This window comes from Rickettsia monacensis (genome assembly GCF_000499665.2).
GTDB classification, from domain to species: domain Bacteria; phylum Pseudomonadota; class Alphaproteobacteria; order Rickettsiales; family Rickettsiaceae; genus Rickettsia; species Rickettsia tamurae.
Map to the genome: position 1 here is coordinate 269,110 of NZ_LN794217.1, position 22,247 is coordinate 291,356.

Genomic DNA, 22,247 nt, shown 5'->3' on the forward strand with positions numbered 1-22,247 from the left:
CTATGACCACGGCATGACAGTAAGTTAGAAGTTTTATACAACAACTTTGTAAATATTGCAAGTATAAAATTATAGGTTTACCTTAAGCTTAACACTACCTTGATGACTTCTATAATGTTTATTTAGATAATAATTATAATCCAAAGAAATAGTAGTATTCTTGATACTGCCTATAATACCCGTTCCTAAATTATAGGATGTTTTCGGTTGCTTCGGTATTAGATAATCCTGTTTGAATGTATTATCAAATATTTTAACAACTCTATTTATTCTTTGGGTTTTCTCTTTAAAATTATGTTCTACCGCTCCTTGGAATGTTAGACCTAAATTATTAAATTTTAGAGCATCTTTTAAAGGTACTTTGACTTTAGTACCGACAATTCCGGACAATATATTATTCTCTTTCATTGTAAGAGCTATTTCTTGTACGTTAATACCGGTTTCATTATATACCCCGTCTCGTGACTTCCCGTATCTTAAGCCGATATTTGGAGTAATAACGAGCTTGTTCTGCAAAAGATAATTATAATTCAGTAATGCTTCTGCATTATAACTATGATTGCGATGTTTTACATTACTTCTAATTTTAGTATCACCATATGAATAAGTTGTCTTATCTTTAATAAAGTTTTTAGAAGCAGATACTAAAGCTTGTAGTGCAAAATTCCTCGGTAATTCTTTTTGTCCGTAAATAGAAACTACATGGCTATTAATAAGTTCTTTATCATTATTTTTACTATTTTTAAATTTAAATACTGAATGAACATTACTATAAGCTATACCTAGAATATTATTGTCGATTTCAACGTCAAACCCAATAGTAGCACCTTTGTTAGTACCTCTATAACCGGTCATATTGTCAACGCGTCCATGATTATTAGTGCCGTACATACCACGCATCCACAAACCTCTTTTTATACGAGACTCTTCTTCATCACCGGCTCCTACTGCTACCATATTATTAGACATATTCATAGATGCATCTAATCTGTTACGAATCATATTATTTACAATAGTATTAACAACTTTCGCTTGATTTAAAGTAGGAGCGTTTTCGGAAATTTGCGTTTGCATTTCTTTTTTTGCTTTCTGTTCAAGAGGAACAGCCATATCAACTTCCGTTATTTTAAGGTTATCCGATAATTGCTCTATTGTTTCTTCTTCCTCTTCAAATCCTGAATCATAACTTTCCTCATCTTCTTCATCTTCGCTACCGTCACTTAATGCTAATGCATACTCATTACTTGATACAGGTAATAAAGATAATTTTCCACTTACGTCTGTTACTTCTGTGTCTTCTTGTTCTTCATCTCCTGTAGGTAAGGTAGATTCTGATTTACCATACGACACTAACATTTCTTGTAACAATGACTGAGCAAGAATGTCTTCAGCTTCTTCGCTTGTATACTTCTCTAGAAGTAACGAAGAAATTTTTTCATCATGCTCTTGTAATAGTGCATTTATTGCTAAAAGCATGTTTTCATCTAATTCCTCTACATCCTGTATACGATCACTTATATAAGCCATTGCTTCTTTAATATTATTAAGTTCCTCACTTCTAGAACTTGAGCCAGGCAATTCTTCTATTTTTTGTATTTTATTGCTTAATACTCTTATATAGGTATCTACATAATCTTTATCATTTTCTATTTCCTGTAAAGCTAAATTAAGTGATTTTTGTTGTGAAGGACTGGTTGTTTGCAGTATTTCGATTCTCTTTGCATCTAAAAGGCTTATAAGCTGAGCTGCCTTTTTTGTTAATCCACTATCTACACTTAAACTAGACTCCTTATGATGCTCATTTCCCCAACCTGAATAAAATCCGGCATCTTCATCTGTTTCTTTACCTAAAGTGCCGTTTGATAAGCTCCCCAAGCCTGAATCCATACTTTTAGGGTCCTCTATTTCTTGACTCGACAACATTACTGTATAAGGTTGCTGCTGAACTTTTGTTGACACTAAGTATCCACCTTCATCCTCCAGTTGTTCACCTAAAATTCTCTGAACCCCACGACTTAATGGCATGGTTGGCTTTGCTTTTGGCGGCTGCTTATAAGTAGAACCGGTAGAACTATTATAAACAACAGGAGTTAATAACTTTAGATTTTCCTCTATCTTATTTAATTGTTCAGAATAACCATTCATTTTATCTTGCATAGCTCGTAATGCCGTTCTACTTGTTTCTTTTTTCGCACTAGCAGCTACTTCTTTAGCTTTATCTGCTGCCGTTTTTATAGCTTTTTCTTGTTTCTTTATTTCTGATAACTGCTTTTGTGCTTCTTGTTTTTTCTTTTTATCTTTTATATTTCCTACTCTTGTTTCCAATTCTTCCAACTTTTTCGGCAGTATTTCACTATAACCACTCATTGTTGACTGCATTGACTGCATTTTTTTTGCAATATCTTCCCTGATTTCTACTATATCTCTTGCTTTTTCTTTTTGATGATTTTCTTCTTTTCTTTTCTTTTCTCTTTCTGTTCTTTGCTTATCCTCTGCTTGCCGCTGCTTTTTTGTTTTTCCTGCAGCAATATGTTGTTGATTTTGTCCTAATACATCTTGCTGAGCCTCATTAATTCTTGCTTGCTGTGCTTGAAACGCGCTAACTTTGGTTGACGCCGTTGTAACCGGAACTGTTCCCTGCGATTTTATCGAAACTTTATTTACTGGAATATCTATTTTTTCTATTCTCTGAAATAACGTATCTGCTTCACTGTTTCTACTTACTAACTCTTTTTTAAGTTTTTCTATTTCTTTATTATTTTTTCCTACTTTTATCATATCTTTATCAGATTCACGTTTATTTTTTATTCCTCCTTCCTTTTTGTTCCAATCGCTTAGACTCGTATTTGCTTCATCTAATGCTATTATTTTTTGTCCTATCCTTCCAGCTTTTGACTTTAGTTTTTTTGCTGTTTTTTGTGATGAAGTTAGCTTCGTATGCAACTTCTGCAATGGTTTTTTATTTTTTTTACCTTTGGTATCTTTAATAGCCTGTGTTACTTCAGCTAACTTGATTCCTATCGTCTCATTAACTCGTGATATATTACTTACCATTCCTGCTGCAATTTCAGTACTGCTTTTTTTTATAGGCAACGGTACAGGTGTTATCGGTCTCGGATAAACCGTTGGTTTACTAAGTTGTACTATCTGTTGCGGCTCGCTACTAAACGATAGTTTTTGTACTACCTTTGAGCTTGTACTTGGTGGTGTATTAACTCCTACACTATCATTTGGTTTAGAATCTGGAGTAGTCTGATACGGAGTCGCCGGTGTTGATGGAGTACTAGGTACCGTAGTATAATGTTCCGGTGATGTCAGCGTAGTACTTGGCGTATTAGGTGCAGTGACAAAGCTATTTGAAGCTGGACTAACAGTAGGCGAAGATGCTGTTATTATAATCTCTGGTTTTTGAGGCGTTTGCTTTGTCAGTTCAGGAGTATAAGTATTTTGACTTCGTTCTGTTTTTTCACTGTCTACAAATGTTTTGTTTCTATTAGGTGGTCGTACTTTTCTTGCTTTTCCGACATCAGACTTACTACGTGCTATCTGTTTATAATGATCCTCTACAGGAACATCTTTTAATGGATTAGATGCCTTAGGTTTGTTAGATATTTCCATTTCTCTTATTTCAGATGGAGAATATGTGTTCGGTTCCGGTACAATTACTGTTCCTATCTGCTGCGGGGTATTTGTCGTATCTTTGTTTCCGTTTAATTGTGACAAGTTATTCAACAATTTATTACCGAGGTCGATACGAAATGCTTCTTTACTCATCGCCATACTCTCAAAAGGTATTGCGATTATTGCTCCTACTGAAATAGAGGCAAGCAGAGAATATTTTAAAAATCTTGATTTTTTTAGTAAATTTTGTTCTGTTAACTTATTCATTACAAATATCTCAATTTAAATTAAAATTTTATATACATAAACGTTAGGCATTGTAATGAATAAGTTAATAAAAAGCAATATAATTTATCTTAACTATAATTACAGGAGAATTTTGTTCTAATTATTGAAAATATAACAGATATGACGTATAATGTATTTTTAACTTTTGATAGAAAATACTACAATATTTTAAAAAACTTTGGAAGCAGAGTATAATAATTTAAATATTTGGTATTTTATTAGTTTTATTTACGGTATTATTGTTTATTTTTCGCTTGATTTTGAGCTTTCATTTACAACAATTTTTTTCATTTTTTGTGTTTGCCTAATATTAACTTTTACTAGAAATTCTAATGTATTTTTACAGTTTACTTACTGGACTAATTGGTTTGGACAGAAAGATAGTGCGGTGTTACCCTTAGAGGATAATATTTTCATAACTAATCACGGACAGAAAATTGTCATTAACAAAAATAATCATTGTGAGAAAGCCGAAATTCATATTAATCTCAATTATAAATCTAAATGCCGCGGGAGCTTAATAACGATTAATAAAGATTTTTAAAAAAAAAGCCCTGTTATACTTATCTTTTGCAATAAAAAGGAATGTACGGTAAAATCTTAGTACCGGACTGTTTTTGTTCTATGTCATTCCCGCGAAAGCGGGAATCCAGTAGTCAATAAGGGATAAATATGAAATATAGAAATTGTTTTACTTTTTTCTGGATTTCCGCTTCCGCGGGAATGAAATAAACGAGCCATACAACAAGGTCCAGCTTTTAGCTAGGATGACATCAAAGTCTTTTTAAAAACTATCCGATAGTATAGGTAAAACCAAGTAATGCAAGTTATACATAAAACATTAAAAATCCCCTCAAAAGGATACAGAAAAATCTTGAGTCTCTTAAATGAAAAAGGACAAGCAAGACTTATAGGCGGCTGCGTACGTGATGCGTTACTAGATCTCTTGCATAACGAAGCTAATAAAGAGGAATTTGAAGGAGACACGGAACGCAGAACCGCAGCGTACATAGAAGTACGTGAGGATTCGAGTACTGGATCGACGTACAAATTACCTTTAGAAGCAAGATATCCAAGAGATCTACTTGAGAAAGATAGCTATGATATAGATATAGCTACTAATTTGATACCTAGTGAAGTAACAAATATTTTATCTGGAGCTAAAATAAAAACTATTCCGACCGGTTTAAAATTTGGCACGATTACAGCTATTTTAAATAATGAAAAATTTGAGATCACGACTCTTAGAAAAGATATCGAATGTAACGGTAGACATGCCAAAGTAGTATTCACCAACGATTTTGCTGAAGATGCCGCAAGACGAGATTTTACTATTAATGCTTTAAGCTATTGTCCCTTTAAGAACGAGATATATGATTATTTTGAAGGGTTTAAGGATTTGCAGCAGGAAAAGGTTGTATTTATAGGGGAAGCTCTAGATAGAATTAAAGAAGATTATTTGCGAATTCTACGCTTTTTTCGGTTTTCTAGCTATTATGCGAATCAGCTTGATAATGGCAGCTTTAAAGCATGTAAAACTTTAAAAGACGGCTTAAAAACTTTATCACGAGAACGAATAAAAAGCGAAATGGATAAAATTATTGTTTCAAAAAGAGCAGCACAAATTTTAAAAGCTATGTTTGAAATAGGAATATTAGAACTAATATTCTCTATCCAAAATTATGAAATAAAATTTTTTGAGCAGGCAAATGATTTTAAATTAGAATTAGCTACTCGATATGCACTCTTATTATATTGTCAAAAAGATTTAAATTTAAAGGTCTTTCTAGATTGGAAATTCTCAAGACATGAAGCAATGCAAATATTATCAATAACAAACTTTCTGAATGAAGCTAAATTTAACATAAAGAAAATTTGGTTTGAAAAAAAGAATTATAAGGAATATTTATTAGCAGCTAGCATAATCGGTAAATTAAATCATTCACAAGCAAAAGAATTTATCCTTAAATATGATGCGTTATTACGTCCTAAATTCCAAGTAAACGGTAATGATTTGTTAAATATGAATATAGAAAAAAAAGAGATAGGAGCAAAACTAGAATATCTAAAAAATTTTTGGATAGAGCAGGATTTCAAACCTAGTAAATTGGAGTTGTTGGAGAAATTATGAGAGCTAGTATGTCAAACCGTCATTGCGAGGAGGCATTGTTGCGTGGACCGGTAAAACCCACTGTGTCACCCCGTGGCTTGACCACGGGGTCCATAAAAACAATAAAAAATACTAATAATTTTAGTATTTTTAACTGGACCCCGTGGTCAAGCCACGGGGTGACACAGTGGGTTTTACCGGTCCACGCAACAATGCCTCCTCGCAATGACATAAAAGTTAAAATTTTAATCATACTATATCTACTATTCTTCAGCCTTACTAGCTATGCTAAGCCTAAGATAGTTGTAAGTATTACGCCAATTAGTAGTATTGTTTCGATGCTTGTTAAAGATAAAGCGGATATTGAGAGCTTAGCTATTAGTAGTGACTGCCCGCATCATTATAATTTAAAACCTAGTGATTTAGTAAAAGTTAAAAATGCCGATATAGCAATTTATATTAATGAACAATTTGACGGTTTTGCCGAGAAATTAATTGATAATCATAGCAAAAACATTATCAAAATCAGTGATATTAAATCTTTAACCACTATAAAAGATAATTGGCATATTTGGCTTGATCTTAATAATGCCGCGATTTTACTACAAGAATTTGCACGAATATTTAGCGAAAATTTTCCTGAGCTACAAGAAGATATTAATAATAACCTTTTTGCAGCACTTAAAGAATTAAACAAACTACAAGAAATTAAAAATAACGAGCTTGCAACGATAAAAGACGTAATTTTATTAAGTGACAGTAGCGAGTATTTTCTTATTAAGACTAATATTAAAACTGCAAAATTATATAGCGAAAGTCAAAAAAGCCTCCGATATATAAGCAAGCTAGAAGATTTAATTAAAGAGTCTAATAACAAATGTCTTATTTTAAGTAACGAACAAAATTCACGATTATACGATAAATTAAACGCTAAAATAATAATATTAAATAGCGAAAACTGGAATGTTCAGAATATTAATTCAAGCACTTTTCAGAACCAATATTTACAAATGATTGATCAAGTTAAAAAATGCATACACTAAATAGCAAAGAAGAGACAAAAAAACTTGCAAAGCTTTTAGCACAAAGCTTAAAACCAAATGATATAGTTTTATTTAACGGTGACCTTGGAGCAGGTAAAACATTTTTTTGTCGTGAAATTATTAAATATTTTTGCGGTGAAAATACAAGCATTATAAGCCCGACTTTTAACTTACTGCAAACATATCAAGTTCCTAATTTCACCATAGTCAATTCAGACTCGTTTGATGAAAGGCGTGAGGAGCGAAGCCTATATACTAATAGGCGAGACGACGAGCAACGAAGCAGTAAACGTGGATCAATTGACTATATTTATCATTATGATCTTTATCGTCTAAAATCACCTGAAGAAATTTATGAACTTGGATTTGAAGAAGCATTAAACGGTAATTTAATTTTAATAGAATGGTATGAAATTATTAAGCACCTACTATCCCCGCCTTTAATCGAAGTAAATCTAGAAGTATTAGACGAAAACAAACGTTTGTGTAGCATTATAACAAATTCACAAGATTGTAAAAGTAAAGAATTGATCTGACAGTTAAGGATTGTTGGGTACGAAGAAAAAAGATAAGATAGTACCTGGCAAGTTTTAACAACCTACTAAAAAGGAGACTGTCAGATGACAACATATCAAGAAAAAATCATAAAGCCAAGAATCGGTTTATTAAAACTCGCTGAACAATTAGGGAATGTATCACAAGCTTGCAAAGCAATGGGTTATAGCAGGGATACATTTTATCGTTACAAAGAGCTCCATGATCAAGGTGGGGAGGGGGAAGCTCTATATGAGATGACTAGACGTAAAGCTTGCATTAAGAATCGTGTGCCCGCAAATATAGAGGATGCTGTAGTTAATATAGCTGTTGAATTTCCAGCATTTGGTCAGGAACGTGCTGCTAATGAATTACGCAAAAGTGGGATAATCATTTCTGGTGGCGGAGTTAGATCTGTGTGGTTACGTCATGATTTAGAAAGTTTCAAAAAACGTCTAAAAGCTCTAGAGACTAAAGTAGCAAATGATGGTATTGTTTTAAGTGATAATCAACTTGCTGTTCTTGAAAAAGTTAAAAACCAACGTGAAGCTAGTGGTGAAATAGAAACTATGCACCCTGGCTACCTTGGTTCACAAGATACTTACTATGTTGGTAATATTAAAGGCATAGGCCGTATTTATCAGCAAACTTTTGTCGATACCTATTGAGGAGTAGCTATTTGTAAACTCTATACCGAAAAGACGGCTATTACAGCTGCAGACCACTTAAATGATAAGGTTATTCCATTCTTTGCAAACCATGATATCCCTCTGCTTAGAATATTAACTGATAGAGGTACGGAATATTGTGGAAAACCAGAAAACCATGCTTACCAACTATATCTTGGCATTGAGAATATCGATCATTCCAAAACTAAAGCATATAGTCCTCAAACCAACGGTATCTGTGAGCGTTTCCATAAAACTATGCAGGAAGAGTGCTATCACATTCTATTCCGCAAAAAATTTTATAATTCACTTGATGAATTGCAAACAGATATAGATAACTGGCTTGTGAGTTACAATAATGCAAGACCTCATTCCGGTAAACATTGCTTTGGTAAAACACCAATGCAATCTTTTACAGATTCACTTTATATTGCTAAAGATAAAAATATTGGTAATATTGGTAATATAGAGAGAATATCAGACAATTTGATGATTGCCCATCAAGCTGCTTGATTACTCAACTCTGTCAGATTAAGTCGTAACTTAAACCTAAGTTCGGTAAGCTAAACCGACATTATTAAGAGAGGCAGCAATATCAGGGTGATTGCTTTGATATAATTCTTGAAATATTTTTAATGCTTCTTTGTGATATTTTAATGAGTCCTTAAGTTTATATAACACGCTCTCATTATAATATCCTAACTTTTTATATAAATTTACCTTTCTAAATTTATCAATTTCAATATTATTGTTTAATATTTTTACTACATAAGGATAAAATAATTTAGAAATTTCCCAGTCTTTGTTTGGAACAGCTGTTAAATAAGGAAATAAACTGTCTAAAGCTTCAGCTAGACTTTGTATAAATTTTTTGTTTGTCTATTGCATGTTCCTTTTATCTACATATCTTTTTACTGTAGACTGCATTAATCTATGTAATTGTAAGCCGGCTTGTCCATTTTGGTATGTTAGATTCATTATCGATAATGCTTCTAACCTTTTTATAGGTTCTTGTAGCTTTTCTTCATCTATTAAAAATAATTCTTTGAAAATCTCTATGCCGATAAAATCAGGATCTAAATGTGCCGAATATTGTAGTATCTGCCAAGCTGCCAATGATACTTCTGATAACTTTAATAATATAACGCTTTCTATGTAATCATCATTGCTATTTTTAAAATAATTAACACAATCATTTACTTTAAATAATTTGTTTTCCTTTAAATATGTTACTGCGTTAGATAACTTATAAGGGAATACAGCATCATTACTGCCAAGTTCTTTTATTAAATTGTACTTAACCTATTTCCTTATGTTATTGCTGTTCTTATATTAAAAGGCTTTAATTTAATATTTGTTATATCCTCACTTAAATTATTGTTTCTAGTAGTAATTATAACTTGCGTCTTATCTTAGGCATATTCATTATACCGTTAATATAAGGCTCAATGTCTTTATATGCTTCTACGTTATCAAAAACAAATAATGTATTTGAATTTAAACTAGCAACCCTCTCATGGACTAATCTTATTATATGCTCTTCTCTTTCGCCTATTGTATAAGCTCCTCAGCAAGTTGTCTATATGCTCCGTTAATTTTGCTTGAGGAATCTGCATTAATAAAACATACTATTTTCTTTGCTTCATCTCTTTGTTTACGACCATATTCTATATTGTACTTTTACCTGTTCCGGCGTAAGCACTGATTGCTACAAATGAATTTTTGCTTAAAGCTTTTTCTATTTTTTGCAATATTTTTTCACAAGTAATAAGATTATGGTCCGATAAAGGCGGTAAGTTGCTAATTATATTTTTATCATTTTTAATAAAAATATAATTGTTACTAAATTCTAATACTTCCTTTGCTTCAGGGCTAACTTCAATTAACCTTAAAATTTGCTCTCTTAAGTCATCTACTTTAACTTTAGGTAAGTTTGTAAATATATAATATTTGCTGTTTTGAAGCTTTATTGTATATTGCTCTTTTATTACTTTTAACTGCTGCTTTATTAAATTCGGTATTTCTTTTCTATCTATTGCTTAATTTACTCAACTGGGCTAGATACCAATCACTACTTCCCTTATTATTCGTGTTTATTATATCAGTAGACAAATTTACTTCTTGTGAGCGGTAATGACCTTTGTAAGAAAGTTCAAATTGATCTTTAGCAAATGTTACATCTTTTCTTGGCTGGTATCCTTGGGCATGATCGTTTTCTAAATGCTTATAAACCTCTAAAAACTGTTCAGCGGTAATATTACTACTTATGAATTGATCAATTACCTCTAAAAAACTCCCTAATGTTGTTGCCGTGATACCTCTATGTATTAATTTACTTGCAAAATCTTTAATCGTATTACTCCAGGTATAAAATCAAGCACTTTATCTATTGCTTTCTCACCTAATGTATCATCTTTAGGATCATATTTTATGCATGACCAATCTAGTATTTTTTTATATCTTATAGGCTTACCTGTTTCGGGATCAAAACTATCTAGCATTGAATCAAGTAAATCACCGCTTAATGATAGTAAAGTAACCCCGATTATGGATAAGGAATAGAGAGGAAGGAAGGTTACAAGAGTTATTAAACCTTATATAAATAGGGCACTGAAGGAGCAAAATAAAGGTTTAATAACATGTGTAAATATACTACAATATTTTGTATAGTAGATAAATTTTGTAAAATTTATGAGAAATGGGTAAAACATCAATTGCTGAAAAGTAATAAGCAAAGATTTAGAGAAGGTAAGCTTTCCTTAAGTGAAGAACTCTCAATAATGATTTTTACCATTTTAGTGCATATAAACATTTAAAAGCTTATTACCAAAACTTTATTATTAATGGTAATTTGTTCAGGAATCCACCTTGTTATGAGAGATTTGTTCAGCTTATTCCTTCATTATTTCTGCCATTGATTGTGATGTTACATTACTTAAGTGGGAAAAGAACGGGAATTTATTATGCAGATTCCACACATTTTGCAGTTACGTACCGAACGCCGTATAAGCCATGCTTTCTTAATGGCTGTTGCTACCTTTCCAAAACCGTTCATTATTACCGATGCTGCTATTAATATTCGTCCTACTCTAGAAGATAAGCGTGATATAGTGCAGAATGCTATTGATTTAATGCATATGATCAAAGAAGATAAGCAGGTTAGAGTTGCGGTATTATCGGCAGTTGAGACGGTAACTTCTGCAATCCCTACAACCCTTGATGCTGCTTTATCGAAAATGGCAGATAGAGGGCAAATTACGAATGCTATAGTTGACGGACTGCTTGCGTTTGATAATGCTATATCTTTATTTGCTGCAGAAGCAAAAGGTATTTAGTTCTTCGGTTTCAGGAAATGCCGATATATTAGTAGTATAGCTAGACCATAGGAAATAGGTACAGTTAAATAAACTTTAGTACGTGTTCTACAGCCATACTGATATCTTTGAATTGCCCCGTAACTTTTCTTATTTCGTTCTTAATCTTAAACCAATAATGTTCTATAGGATTTAAGTCTGGGCTATATGTAGGTAAGAATAAAATTCTGCACCCAACCGACTCGATTAATTCTCTTATTATATTATTCTTATGGAAGTTGATATTATCCATAATTACTGTTTGTCCAGGATGTAATTCTTTAGTTAATATAGTCTCTACATAGGTTGTAAATATTTCTTTATTACAATTTCCTTCAAATATTACTGGCGCTATAATTTGATTATTACGAAGCCCCGCTATCATACTGATCCTGGATTTATGTTGATACACTTTGTTTCCATAACATCTAGTACCTTTTATACTCCATCCATATTCTCTACAAACATTATCTTCTATTCCTGACTCATCAATGAATACTAGAGTTTCTTTAGAAATTTGCTGTATCTTTTCTATAAATTCATTCCTTAAACCAATATCCCTTTTGGGATGAAGATGACTTTTTTTTATAAGTGTAGCCTAGTAGTTTTCTATAGTAATTTATTCTAGTTCTTTGTAATCTATTACCTAGTATAATACTTAATTCTTTAGCTGTTTTATCATGATTATTAGATAATTAATTCTTCAAATAGCAGAGCCGATCCTATGGATATGCGTGTTATTTCTTGTGTACTTGCTTCATTTATTTATAATCACGCTAAGGCGAAGCTACATATCCAAGCAGGTAAATAATATGAAAGATGTTATTTTAATAGCTAATGCCGGCTCATCTAGTTTAAAAATTTCTATTTTTGAAATTCAGAATAAAAAAGTTAAAGATAAAATTTATAATATTTTTTTAGAAAAAAATGATAATAAAATATTATTTCATATAAATAAAAAACAGGAACCTGCTATCGACATTAAAGATGATGCTATTGAAATGATGATTGATCTTTTTGAAGATTGGTGGAAAAAACAAGAGAATCTCAATTTAATTACAACCGGTCACCGTATTGTTCTGGCGGGGAAAATTTTAATAAACCGGTTATTGTTAATGAAAAAGTTAGCGAAGATTTAAGAGCATTAATACCTCTAAGCCCCTTGCATCAACCTTATAATTTGCAGGTACTGGATTTATTTCTTCAAAAATATAAAGAAATCTCGCATATAGCATGTTTTGATACGTCGTTTTATTTTACCAATCCTCCCATTACAAAAGCTTTCGGTTTACCGAAAAAATATTATGATAAAGGGATAATTCGTTACGGTTTTCATGGGTTATCATATAAATATGTTAGCAGCTATTTTAAAGAAATGACAAAGGAAGATTTACCTACAAAGACTATTATAGATCACTTAGGAAGCGGTAGTAGTCTATGTGCTATTAAAAATGGTCTTAGTCTAACAAGTTCCATGGGCTTTAGCGTACTTGACGGTGTTATGATGGGTACAAGGACAGGTAACCTTGATCCCGGAGTAGTGTTATATCTTATCGATCATGAGAAAATGACTACGAAAGAAATCACCGAGTTATTATATAAGAAATCGGGGTTACTCGGTATGTCCGGTGAAAGCTCTGATATGCGTACTTTGCTTGCCAGTAACTCACCTGATGCTAAATTTGCTATAGATTTATTCGTGTATCGCATTGTACTTGAAATAGGTAAGTTAACTGCTGCCCTTGAGGGGCTTGATTGTCTAATTTTTACTGCCGGTGTCGGACAGAATTCCGCTGTACATACGTGAAATGATTACTGAAAAACTTTTATGGCTAGGCATTAAAATAGATGATACAAAAAACCAAAAAAACGAGTATATAATAAGCGCTGAAAGCAGTAAGGTTAAAGTTTTCGCTGTGCCGACAAACGAAGAGCTAATCATTGCTGAGGAAGTGATGAAGTTTTTATAACACAAATTGGTTAATTTTTAATTACTTCTACCTCTATTTTTCTTTATTAACTTTTTTTGAAAAAAAATATATGCAACTATAGATATATTTTTAACTTAAATTTTGAGGGAAGTTATGCCGGAAGATTTTGATAAAAAGAAAGCAGAAAAACAAATAAAGGATATTAAAAACAATAAGATAAATCCATATAATGATGCAATGAAGAAAGATTCTAGAGTGAATTTATGCAGAAGCAAGTTATAGCTAAAAACGCAGCAGCAGGTTATAAGGCAGCATTAAAAATAGAGCAGCAAGCAAAAGAAGCAGGTATTAGTTTAGATAAAGATGCTATGAGACGCTTAGAGAAAATAAAAAGTCGTTATATAGAAGCTACTAAGAAAGCAGAATTTCAGAAATTTCAAAGTGATCAAGCTCATAAAACGAATCAACAAAAAGCTGAAGCATTTAGGAGTGGTGCAACAGCTGCTGCTAAAAAACAAAGAAAAGAAGATTATAGGACAGGTGGGTGGGGTAAAAATTAAATTATAATTTTATTGCATTAATTGATACTGGCTACTATTTTAAGCGTATGTCTATACTTCACGCTACAATTTTAACAGTTTTTCCTGAAATGTTTCCTGGGACTCTAGGACATTCTTTAGCAGGGCAAGCACTGCATAAAAATATTTGGTCATATAATGTTATTAATATTCGGGATTTCGGTTTAACTAAGCATAAAAAAATTGATGATGAGGCTTACGGCGGTGGTGACGGGCTTATAATGCGTTCTGATGTTCTAGGCAGTAGCATAGATTATGCTTTATCTTTAAATCCTAATGCTGAAATTTACTATCCTTCACCTCGCGGTAGAGTCTTTACCCAAAGCTTTGCTAAAGAGATGTTAAAAAATAAAAACTTCATATTCTTATGTGGACGTTACGAAGGGATTGACGAACGTGTAATTGAAGAGTATAATGTTAAAGAAATTAGTGTAGGCGACTACATTTTATCCGGCGGAGAAATACCTACCCTTACCATTCTCGATTGCTTAATTAGACTACTGCCAGGTGTTTTAATGAATCAAAATACCTTATCTTCCGAGTCTTTTGAAGAAGACGGGGAATTTAAGGGTGGGCTTGAATGCGGTCTATATACAAGACCTGAAATTTGGTGTGATCGAGCTGTACCGAGTGTTTTGTTATCCGGTAACCACAGGCTAATTAATGAATGGAAAAAAGAGCAATCACATATGATTACTAAATTACGCCGTCCGGAGTTACTTAAAGATTTATAGAGTTAAGGAGTTAAAAAAATGAATATTATTGACCGCTTTGAACAGGAAAATATTTCAAAGCTTACTGCAAATAAAAAAATTCCTGATTTTGAAGCCGGCGATACAGTTAAAGTAACTGTTAAAATTATTGATAGATCGATTGAGAAAGACGGTAAGGAAAAACTAACAGAAAGATTCCAAGCTTATGAAGGTGTAGTTATTGCTAAAAGAAATCGTGGTATTACTTCATCTTTCTTAGTACGTAAAATTAGCCACGGTGAAGGTGTCGAAAGACGTTTTATGACTTACTCGCCGATAGTACACTCTATTGATGTAGTAAAATACGGGGTAGTTCGTCGTGCTAAACTTTATTATTTAAGAAATAGAAGCGGTAAGTCGGCTAGAATTAAAGAGAGACATATCCCTATTGCTAAAACTAAGGCAGCAAAAGCTTAAATATATTCGTAGCTCTTATGTTATTCCTGCTTTCGTAGTAATAACATGGCATATACTCCGAATGAAGAGTAGGTATACGAAGATCAACTTCAAAAAGAGCAAGGAATCCACAAGGCGAGGATCGCAGTGCTTATATGTAAAAGTAAAGAATTGATCTGACAGTTAAGGATTGTTGGATACGAAGAAAAAAGATAAGATAGTACCTGGCAAGTTTTAACAACCTACTAAAAAGGAGACTGTCAGATGACAACATATCAAGAAAAAATCATAAAGCCAAGAATCGGTTTATTAAAACTCGCTGAACAATTAGGGAATGTATCACAAGCTTGCAAAGCAATGGGTTATAGCAGGGATACATTTTATCGTTACAAAGAGCTCCATGATCAAGGTGGGGAGGGGGAAGCTCTATATGAGATGACTAGACGTAAAGCTTGCATTAAGAATCGTGTGCCCGCAAATATAGAGGATGCTGTAGTTAATATAGCTGTTGAATTTCCAGCATTTGGTCAGGAACGTGCTGCTAATGAATTACGCAAGAGTGGGATAATCATTTCTGGTGGCGGAGTTAGATCTGTGTGGTTACGTCATGATTTAGAAAGTTTCAAAAAACGTCTAAAAGCTCTAGAGACTAAAGTAGCAAATGATGGTATTGTTTTAAGTGATAATCAACTTGCTGTTCTTGAAAAAGTTAAAAACCAACGTGAAGCTAGTGGTGAAATAGAAACTATGCACCCTGGCTACCTTGGTTCACAAGATACTTACTATGTTGGTAATATTAAAGGCATAGGCCGTATTTATCAGCAAACTTTTGTCGATACCTATTGAGGAGTAGCTATTTGTAAACTCTATACCGAAAAGACGGCTATTACAGCTGCAGACCACTTAAATGATAAGGTTATTCCATTCTTTGCAAACCATGATATCCCTCTGCTTAGAATATTAACTGATAGAGGTACGGAATATTGTGGAAAACCAGAAAACCATGCTTACCAACTATATCTTGGCATTGAGAATATCGATCATTCCAAAACTAAAGCATATAGTCCTCAAACCAACGGTATCTGTGAGCGTTTCCATAAAACTATGCAGGAAGAGTGCTATCACATTCTATTCCGCAAAAAATTTTATAATTCACTTGATGAATTGCAAACAGATATAGATAACTGGCTTGTGAGTTACAATAATGCAAGACCTCATTCCGGTAAACATTGCTTTGGTAAAACACCAATGCAATCTTTTACAGATTCACTTTATATTGCTAAAGATAAAAATATTGGTAATATTGGTAATATAGATAAAAATATTGGTAATATAGAGAGAATATCAGACAATTTGATGATTGCCCATCAAGCTGCCTGATTACTCAACTCTGTCAGATTAAGTCGTAACTTGTACATAATTCCTCAGAGTATACTCAATGAGAAAAATTTAATATCTCTTAATACAATTTTTATAGACAAGCAGAAATGTAGTGCTAGTATAAAAATAGCTATATTTAACGATGAATTAGATTATGACAAATAATCAATTTTCCGAAGATACCAAAAAAATCGCCGATCAAATAAAAGATGCATTAATGGGTATTAGTGACGATCTTGTACTTGAGAGTAAAGAGGTAGAGGAAATTTTTGAAGAATTAAGCCAAAATGAAGAATTTGAGTATGAGATAGAGCGAATACTTGCTATCTTAAACGAGCAAACTATGGATTTAACTCAACTGCAAAGCCGAATTATCTTATTAATCCGTAAGTATTTAGGTAAAACTAAAAACTTAAAGCTTAAAATGCTTAAAATGGATGAGAAGCTCATTAACAAGAATGTTGCCGAAGTCAGTAATTATTTAATGCATCAGCATTCTAAAATAGTTAGAGATGCTAATAAAAACCTTGCAAACCCAAAAGACAAATTACAAGGTTTAACCAAACAAGCTAGAATAGACTTAAAACTTTTATTAAAAAGCTTTGCCGTTTACCAAATTTATATGTTTATGAACCCAAAAAGAATAGCAGGCGAAACAAAGCTAATGAACTTCGCCTATAATATGATCAGAGGGGGAATGAAACTCGCTAAAAAATATGAAGGCGGCAAGGAAAAAGACATTAAATCATATTCACCTAAACTTATTAAAAAACTTGAAAAAGCTCATGCCGGCTTTAAAAAAAGTGGCGGTATATCAATTTAACTATTGTATCTTTTTATAAAGAGCTTATACTAGACTAACATTAATATTATGATAGGTATAAAGCTTTCAACTTAAATTATTCATGTAAACTTAATATTTCAGAACTAATAACTTGGGTACATCTTGGCTGCAGTACTCAAGAAAAACACCACGCTCAACCTGTAAAAATTAACATAAAACTCTTTCTCTCAACTCCTCCCCTTGCTACTGTAACGGATAATATAAACGATACTGTTTGTTATGCAGAAATCGTACGGCTAGTACAAAAACTTTCTCAAGAGAATCACTTTAATCTTATCGAGCATTTAGCCGCACAAATATATGATATTATTTATCAAAATTTTATAGAATCTAAATTAGAAAAGATTTTTCTAAACGTAACCGTTACTAAATTAAAATCACCAGTTTCAGGAGTGCATGGCGGAGTTTCTTTTTCTTATTCAGGAAAGGAGACACTATGATTTATATTTCTATAGGCAGTAATTTAGGTAATAGACTTTTAAATATTAAAAAAGCTCTAAATTTACTAAAAAGCTGTGATTTTATATTGCTTAAGCAATCTATTATTTTTGAAACACAAGTTATTCTACCACCTAATGCGGATAAAGCTTGGAATAAATCATATTTAAATATGGTGGTGCAGGGCAAAAGTACTTTAACGCCTAGTAAACTTCTAATTGAGCTTAAAAAGATTGAAAAACAACTAGGTCGAGCAAGCTCTTACGATAAATGGTCTCCAAGAGTTATTGACTTAGATATCCTACTTTGGAATAATTGCCATATAGATTTGCCTGATTTTAAAATACCGCATCCTGAATTATTAAACAGACCGTTTCTTATTCATCTAATTGCAGGTTTAAGCTTGGAATGTCGTTATTCATGTCCGACTAATAATTTTTACAACAATAAAACCTTTGCAGAAATAGCACATTTAATTGAAAATCAAGGAGTTATACGCTCTCTTGTTTTAAATCCTCAATTTGTCGGTATTTTAAACATTACTCCTGATTCTTTTTCTGATGGAGGATTGAGTTTTCATAAAGAAGATGCCGTTAGAAATTTTGTACGCTTGATAAATGAAGGGGCTACAATAATTGAGTTTGGATCACAATCAACACGTCCTTCTGCTTTAATTATTAATGAAGATGAAGAATATGCAAGACTTGAGAATGTTCTTGAAGAGCTTAGGAAAGTTATAAAGGAAAAAGAAGTTATAGTCAGTATTGATAGTTTCACTCCTGAAGTAATTAAACGTGTTTTAAAAAAATATCCTATTTCCTGTATCAACTTGGTTAAAAATAATCTAGATGACTATACATTACGATTAATTGCCGATTATAATTGTAAAATTATTACTATGCACTCATTAACCGTTCCACCGCAAAAACAAAAATGTCTTGATTTCGATAAATCTCCGCTTGCTAGCTTAAATATATGGGCAGAACAAGAAATAACAAAATTAGAAAAATGTGGATTTGATAGAAAAAATATCATTCTTGATACTGGAATTGGTTTTGGAAAATCCATTTATCAAAATTTATATATATTACAACATATTAAAGAATTTAAAAATCTAGGGTGTGAGATATTGGTAGGACACTCACGAAAATCTTATATTTCTGCTTTTTATAATTCCAAAGCATCGGGAAGAGATTTAGAAACAATAGCAATATCAAAATATTTAACAGAACATGGAGCTGATTATTTACGAGTGCATAATGTTATAGAGCATCAAAGATTTTTTGTAGCAGACCATATGATTAAATATTCATCTTATGAAAAATAGAAAAATCATCGGTATAATGGCATGTGACCCACAAGGGGTGATAGGTAATAAAGGTCAGATACCTTGGTCTTATTCTAAGGAGTTTGAATATTTTTATCAGACGGTAAAAAATAATATTATAGTCATGGGACGAAAAACCTTTGACTCTATACCTGCAAAGATTTTAAAAAATTGTATTTGTATTGTTTTTTCAAGAAATACACCATTACAATCTTATAATAATAGACATCTTTCCAAACCAACTTATAGAGAGGAATTTAAAGGATACACGGAACGCAGCACCGCAGCGTATATAGACAATCGCACAGATGCGAGTACCGGATTGACGTCTAAATTAACTCTAGAAGCGAAGTTTGGAAAGATGTCTATTATATTTTTTATTAAATCTTTAGATGATTTTTGGCAGATAATAAAACCTTTTACTGATAAGAAAATTTTTATGGTTGGGGGGACAGAAATAGCGACTCTTTTCCTAGAGCAAAATCTTATTGATGAATTTTTACTTACAAAAATAAATAAAAATTATAATGGAGATACTTTTTTTCCTCTTAATCTTTTAGCAGAATGGCATTCTGTAATAATAGATAAAACAAATAATTATCAGATTTATAAATTTACTAAAAGGAGGTAAGATGAAATTTTTAGAACAGCTTAATATAGATCTTGAACGATATAATCTTTTAAATCATCCATTTTATCAATTATGGAATATGGGAAAACTTACTCATTCTACTTTACAAATTTACGCAAAAGAATATTATCATCACGTTACAGCTTTCCCGCGTTATATAAGTGCAATACATTCCAAATGTAGCGATATACAAGCTAGGCAAATATTACTTGGTAATCTTATAGAAGAAGAACAAGGTGAAGAAAATCACCCGGAACTATGGAAACGTTTTGCTGAAGGACTTGGATGTTTAAGAAACCAGCTCACTTCAGAACCTAAATTAGACTCAACTCAAAAACTTGTTCAAGGTTATTTTGAATTAACGGAGAAATCTTTTTCTATAGGTCTTGGAGCACTTTATGCTTATGAACATCAGACTCCTGAAGTATCTGACTCTAAAATTCAAGGGTTGCAAAAATTTTATGGAATTTCAGATTACAGAACTTTACAATTTTTCATTGTTCATAGTAAAGTTGATCAATGGCATGCACAAGAATGTGCAAATTTGATTAATAATTTAAGCTCAAAAGAACAAAAATTAGTATATCAAGGAGCAATAAAAGGTGCAAAACTACTATGGCAATTTCTAGACGGTATAAATACAACGTATCAATAATTTAACTATTATTCTTTCATAAAATGAAAAATATCTTCCTACATTCCTTAAGTCTTGAAAATTATCGTAATTTTAAAAATCTTGAACTAAAAACAGATAATACCCCAATAATTTTAATAGGTGAAAACGGTAGCGGTAAAACTAATATTTTAGAAGCTATATCGCTATTTTATCCAGGAAGAGGGCTGAGATCAGCGAAACTTGCCGATATATGCAAGACTTCAGAAGATCATTGTACCGTAAAAGCTCTATTGCAAAGTAAGCTAGGACTTGCAGAATTTACCACACAATTTAAACGTAGCTCTAATAGAAGAATAACCGAGTATAACGAAAGTAAAATAGCCAATAATGAGTTAAGTAAATTCACTAGCATGGTATGGCTGACTCCGCAAATGGAAGGAATCTTTACAAGCGGTAGCAGTGATAGAAGAAAATTTCTTGATAGAATAGTTTATAATTTTGATCCAAAGCATGCAGAGCTAGTTAGTAAATACGAATATTACATGCATGAGAGAAATAAAATTCTAGCAGAAGATATAAGAGATGATAATTGGCTTAAAATTATTGAAGAAAAGATGGCCGATATTTCTAACCATATTGCTAATAATCGCTTAAAAACCTTAGAATTTATGCAGCAAGCAATAGATGAACTTGAAAATGAGTTTCCAAAGGCCGATTTATCGATTGACGGCATTGTTGAACAAAAAATATTAGACGGCGAAGAAAATATTGTTAGTTTTATTACTGCAGAACTTTATCAAACAAGAAGCAAAGATAAACTACTCGGTCGCACTAGTTTTGGAGTTCATAAAAGCAACTTTTTAGTAAAGCATCAAAAGAAAAATATCTTAGCCAAATTCTGTTCTACAGGTGAACAGAAAGCTATATTAATTGCGATAATACTTGCTGAAATGAATTATGCTATAAAGCTAACTAAAATAGCACCGATTTTACTTTTAGATGAGATCTTTGTGCATCTAGACGACAAAAGGCGTCAATATTTAATCGAATTTTTTACCGGCTTAAACATGCAGCTATGGGTTACCGCTACCGATCTAGAGGGAATAGAAAATTTTGCAGGTAAAACACAATTGATTAAGTTATAATTATGATCATTTAGCTTGTATTATTTTCAAATAACCTAAATTGGCATACTCTATAATTTTTTGATCAAAAGTAAATAAACACGCATTAGTAGTTCTAGTAGCCACTATTATCTGCCGGGTCTTTATGTTCATAATGAGGTAAAAGGCAGCTTTGTATTAAAATTGAAACCGACAGGTCAATTAAATTTAAGCCCGGTATAGATAGTAATTTATCAATCCAATCATTTAACTCAATTGAAAATGCTATTTTACCTTTATTTTCAAGCATTACTATTTCCCATATAGAGCAGAGATATATAACTTATTTTTTTCTCTTATTTTCTCTATTAGATTTATTTGTGCTTCAGATAATCTAATTCCTTCTACATACCAAATTAATATATGAGTATCTAAAATCAGCCCCTCTTGGTTGCTAGCTTCAATATCAATCATTATTTACTTCCCAATCAGATTCACAAGAAGAATTTATTATATCGTCATTAATTTTAACAGTACCTCTTAAACAGACAAAATAACTTTTTTTATTTTCTTTAGTATCAATCTCTAGAGGCACTACCTTAGCAATCGGCAATTTTCTTTTTGTAATAATGAA

General features: G+C 32.0%; 20 protein-coding genes and 6 pseudogenes. 18 read left to right on the forward strand and 8 right to left on the reverse strand.

Annotated elements, in window-relative coordinates; all coding sequences use genetic code 11:
* Positions 1 to 69: 69 nt before the first annotated feature.
* Positions 70 to 2,778, reverse strand: a pseudogene (locus RMONA_RS01310) (autotransporter domain-containing protein); the annotation flags it as partial.
* A gap of 1,309 nt (positions 2,779 to 4,087) precedes the next feature.
* On the opposite strand from RMONA_RS01310, the gene RMONA_RS10020 reads away from it, so the two are divergent.
* The 5 genes and pseudogenes from RMONA_RS10020 (at position 4,088) to RMONA_RS01335 (ending at position 8,777) form a co-directional block, all read left to right on the forward strand.
* On the forward strand, positions 4,088 to 4,453 hold the full coding sequence (locus RMONA_RS10020; protein ID WP_023507291.1) for a hypothetical protein: 366 nt from the start codon (positions 4,088 to 4,090) through the stop codon (positions 4,451 to 4,453).
* Between the two features lie 276 nt (positions 4,454 to 4,729).
* The gene (locus RMONA_RS01320; RefSeq protein WP_023507292.1) at positions 4,730 to 6,040 is read left to right on the forward strand and encodes a palindromic element RPE1 domain-containing protein; all 1,311 of its coding nucleotides are present in this window, start codon (positions 4,730 to 4,732) and stop codon (positions 6,038 to 6,040) included.
* 191 nt (positions 6,041 to 6,231) lie between these two features.
* Complete coding sequence (locus RMONA_RS01325) at positions 6,232 to 7,062, forward strand: metal ABC transporter solute-binding protein, Zn/Mn family (RefSeq protein ID WP_037230947.1); 831 nt, start codon at positions 6,232 to 6,234, stop codon at positions 7,060 to 7,062.
* Positions 7,050 to 7,598: a tRNA (adenosine(37)-N6)-threonylcarbamoyltransferase complex ATPase subunit type 1 TsaE gene (tsaE, locus tag RMONA_RS01330; RefSeq protein ID WP_023507294.1), complete on the forward strand. Its 549-nt coding sequence runs from the start codon at positions 7,050 to 7,052 to the stop codon at positions 7,596 to 7,598. Before RMONA_RS01325 ends, tsaE begins: the two co-directional genes overlap by 13 nt.
* Positions 7,599 to 7,682: 84 nt before the next feature.
* Positions 7,683 to 8,777, forward strand: a pseudogene (locus tag RMONA_RS01335) (IS481 family transposase).
* A gap of 36 nt (positions 8,778 to 8,813) precedes the next feature.
* On the opposite strand, the gene RMONA_RS01340 reads toward RMONA_RS01335, so the two are convergent.
* The 3 genes from RMONA_RS01340 to RMONA_RS09070 form a co-directional block, all read right to left on the reverse strand.
* Positions 8,814 to 8,945 (reverse strand): tetratricopeptide repeat protein, encoded by a 132-nt coding sequence (locus RMONA_RS01340; protein WP_410526355.1) that lies wholly within the window; start codon positions 8,943 to 8,945, stop codon positions 8,814 to 8,816.
* Positions 8,946 to 9,143: 198 nt separating this feature from the next.
* On the reverse strand, positions 9,144 to 9,380 hold the full coding sequence (locus tag RMONA_RS01345) for a hypothetical protein (RefSeq protein ID WP_023507296.1): 237 nt from the start codon (positions 9,378 to 9,380) through the stop codon (positions 9,144 to 9,146).
* 1,211 nt (positions 9,381 to 10,591) lie between these two features.
* Positions 10,592 to 10,765, reverse strand: coding sequence for a hypothetical protein (locus RMONA_RS09070; RefSeq protein ID WP_023507297.1), 174 nt, complete (start codon positions 10,763 to 10,765; stop codon positions 10,592 to 10,594).
* 486 nt (positions 10,766 to 11,251) lie between these two features.
* Between RMONA_RS09070 and RMONA_RS01350 the strand changes: the two are divergent.
* Positions 11,252 to 11,636: pseudogene (locus RMONA_RS01350) on the forward strand (phosphate acyltransferase); the annotation flags it as partial.
* A 27-nt stretch (positions 11,637 to 11,663) separates the two neighbouring features.
* Here the strand turns inward: RMONA_RS01350 and RMONA_RS01355 are convergent.
* Positions 11,664 to 12,325, reverse strand: a pseudogene (locus RMONA_RS01355) (IS630 family transposase); the annotation flags it as partial.
* Positions 12,326 to 12,429: 104 nt separating this feature from the next.
* On the opposite strand from RMONA_RS01355, the pseudogene RMONA_RS01360 reads away from it, so the two are divergent.
* The 12 genes and pseudogenes from RMONA_RS01360 to recF all read left to right on the forward strand — a co-directional run bounded on the left by RMONA_RS01360 (position 12,430) and on the right by recF (position 21,655).
* Positions 12,430 to 13,587, forward strand: a pseudogene (locus RMONA_RS01360) (acetate/propionate family kinase).
* A gap of 114 nt (positions 13,588 to 13,701) precedes the next feature.
* On the forward strand, positions 13,702 to 13,830 hold the full coding sequence (locus RMONA_RS10765; RefSeq protein WP_023507302.1) for a hypothetical protein: 129 nt from the start codon (positions 13,702 to 13,704) through the stop codon (positions 13,828 to 13,830).
* A complete protein-coding gene (locus RMONA_RS01370) occupies positions 13,812 to 14,108 on the forward strand; it encodes a hypothetical protein (protein ID WP_023507303.1) in 297 nt (98 codons plus the stop codon). Before RMONA_RS10765 ends, RMONA_RS01370 begins: the two co-directional genes overlap by 19 nt.
* Before the next feature lie 47 nt (positions 14,109 to 14,155).
* Positions 14,156 to 14,860 (forward strand): tRNA (guanosine(37)-N1)-methyltransferase TrmD, encoded by a 705-nt coding sequence (gene trmD / locus RMONA_RS01375; protein WP_023507304.1) that lies wholly within the window; start codon positions 14,156 to 14,158, stop codon positions 14,858 to 14,860.
* 18 nt (positions 14,861 to 14,878) lie between these two features.
* Entirely contained in the window at positions 14,879 to 15,295 is a 417-nt protein-coding gene (rplS, locus tag RMONA_RS01380; RefSeq protein WP_008581025.1) for a 50S ribosomal protein L19, read from the forward strand.
* A 243-nt stretch (positions 15,296 to 15,538) separates the two neighbouring features.
* Positions 15,539 to 16,654: pseudogene (locus RMONA_RS01385) on the forward strand (IS481 family transposase).
* Positions 16,655 to 16,808: 154 nt separating this feature from the next.
* Positions 16,809 to 17,477, forward strand: a complete 669-nt coding sequence (locus RMONA_RS01390) for a DUF5394 family protein (protein ID WP_023507307.1) — start codon at positions 16,809 to 16,811, stop codon at positions 17,475 to 17,477.
* A 107-nt stretch (positions 17,478 to 17,584) separates the two neighbouring features.
* Positions 17,585 to 17,938, forward strand: coding sequence for a dihydroneopterin aldolase (locus RMONA_RS07800; protein WP_242402839.1), 354 nt, complete (start codon positions 17,585 to 17,587; stop codon positions 17,936 to 17,938).
* Positions 17,935 to 19,263, forward strand: coding sequence for a dihydropteroate synthase (gene folP / locus RMONA_RS01395; RefSeq protein ID WP_023507308.1), 1,329 nt, complete (start codon positions 17,935 to 17,937; stop codon positions 19,261 to 19,263). Before RMONA_RS07800 ends, folP begins: the two co-directional genes overlap by 4 nt.
* Positions 19,253 to 19,894 (forward strand): dihydrofolate reductase, encoded by a 642-nt coding sequence (locus RMONA_RS10770; protein WP_023507309.1) that lies wholly within the window; start codon positions 19,253 to 19,255, stop codon positions 19,892 to 19,894. The genes folP and RMONA_RS10770 overlap by 11 nt, the downstream gene beginning before the upstream one ends.
* Position 19,895: 1 nt before the next feature.
* Positions 19,896 to 20,549, forward strand: a complete 654-nt coding sequence (locus RMONA_RS01410; protein WP_023507310.1) for a CADD family putative folate metabolism protein — start codon at positions 19,896 to 19,898, stop codon at positions 20,547 to 20,549.
* Positions 20,550 to 20,572: 23 nt separating this feature from the next.
* On the forward strand, positions 20,573 to 21,655 hold the full coding sequence (recF, locus tag RMONA_RS01415) for a DNA replication/repair protein RecF (protein WP_023507311.1): 1,083 nt from the start codon (positions 20,573 to 20,575) through the stop codon (positions 21,653 to 21,655).
* A gap of 94 nt (positions 21,656 to 21,749) precedes the next feature.
* On the opposite strand, the gene RMONA_RS09075 is transcribed toward recF, so the two are convergent.
* From RMONA_RS09075 to RMONA_RS10045, 3 genes are read right to left on the reverse strand one after another with little or no spacing between them, the layout of a single operon-like run.
* Entirely contained in the window at positions 21,750 to 21,923 is a 174-nt protein-coding gene (locus RMONA_RS09075) for a PIN domain-containing protein (RefSeq protein WP_023507312.1), read from the reverse strand.
* 2 nt (positions 21,924 to 21,925) lie between these two features.
* Complete coding sequence (locus RMONA_RS09080) at positions 21,926 to 22,087, reverse strand: PIN domain-containing protein (RefSeq protein WP_023507313.1); 162 nt, start codon at positions 22,085 to 22,087, stop codon at positions 21,926 to 21,928.
* Positions 22,080 to 22,226 (reverse strand): hypothetical protein, encoded by a 147-nt coding sequence (locus tag RMONA_RS10045; protein WP_242402826.1) that lies wholly within the window; start codon positions 22,224 to 22,226, stop codon positions 22,080 to 22,082. The genes RMONA_RS09080 and RMONA_RS10045 overlap by 8 nt, the downstream gene beginning before the upstream one ends.
* Between the last annotated feature and the right edge of the window lie 21 nt (positions 22,227 to 22,247).

What these genes read in the sequence shown, in the direction of transcription:
- RMONA_RS01320 (WP_023507292.1), top strand. Translation starts at nt 4,730, where the DNA reads ATGCAAGTTATACATAAAACATTAAAAATCCCCTCAAAAGGATACAGA.
- RMONA_RS01325 (WP_037230947.1), top strand. Translation starts at nt 6,232, where the DNA reads ATGCCTCCTCGCAATGACATAAAAGTTAAAATTTTAATCATACTATAT.
- tsaE (WP_023507294.1), top strand. Translation starts at nt 7,050, where the DNA reads ATGCATACACTAAATAGCAAAGAAGAGACAAAAAAACTTGCAAAGCTT.
- RMONA_RS09070 (WP_023507297.1), bottom strand. Translation starts at nt 10,765, where the DNA reads ATGCTAGATAGTTTTGATCCCGAAACAGGTAAGCCTATAAGATATAAA.
- RMONA_RS10765 (WP_023507302.1), top strand. Translation starts at nt 13,702, where the DNA reads ATGCCGGAAGATTTTGATAAAAAGAAAGCAGAAAAACAAATAAAGGAT.
- RMONA_RS01370 (WP_023507303.1), top strand. Translation starts at nt 13,812, where the DNA reads ATGCAGAAGCAAGTTATAGCTAAAAACGCAGCAGCAGGTTATAAGGCA.
- trmD (WP_023507304.1), top strand. Translation starts at nt 14,156, where the DNA reads ATGTCTATACTTCACGCTACAATTTTAACAGTTTTTCCTGAAATGTTT.
- rplS (WP_008581025.1), top strand. Translation starts at nt 14,879, where the DNA reads ATGAATATTATTGACCGCTTTGAACAGGAAAATATTTCAAAGCTTACT.
- RMONA_RS01390 (WP_023507307.1), top strand. Translation starts at nt 16,809, where the DNA reads ATGACAAATAATCAATTTTCCGAAGATACCAAAAAAATCGCCGATCAA.
- folP (WP_023507308.1), top strand. Translation starts at nt 17,935, where the DNA reads ATGATTTATATTTCTATAGGCAGTAATTTAGGTAATAGACTTTTAAAT.
- RMONA_RS10770 (WP_023507309.1), top strand. Translation starts at nt 19,253, where the DNA reads ATGAAAAATAGAAAAATCATCGGTATAATGGCATGTGACCCACAAGGG.
- RMONA_RS01410 (WP_023507310.1), top strand. Translation starts at nt 19,896, where the DNA reads ATGAAATTTTTAGAACAGCTTAATATAGATCTTGAACGATATAATCTT.
- recF (WP_023507311.1), top strand. Translation starts at nt 20,573, where the DNA reads ATGAAAAATATCTTCCTACATTCCTTAAGTCTTGAAAATTATCGTAAT.
- RMONA_RS09075 (WP_023507312.1), bottom strand. Translation starts at nt 21,923, where the DNA reads ATGCTTGAAAATAAAGGTAAAATAGCATTTTCAATTGAGTTAAATGAT.
- RMONA_RS09080 (WP_023507313.1), bottom strand. Translation starts at nt 22,087, where the DNA reads ATGATTGATATTGAAGCTAGCAACCAAGAGGGGCTGATTTTAGATACT.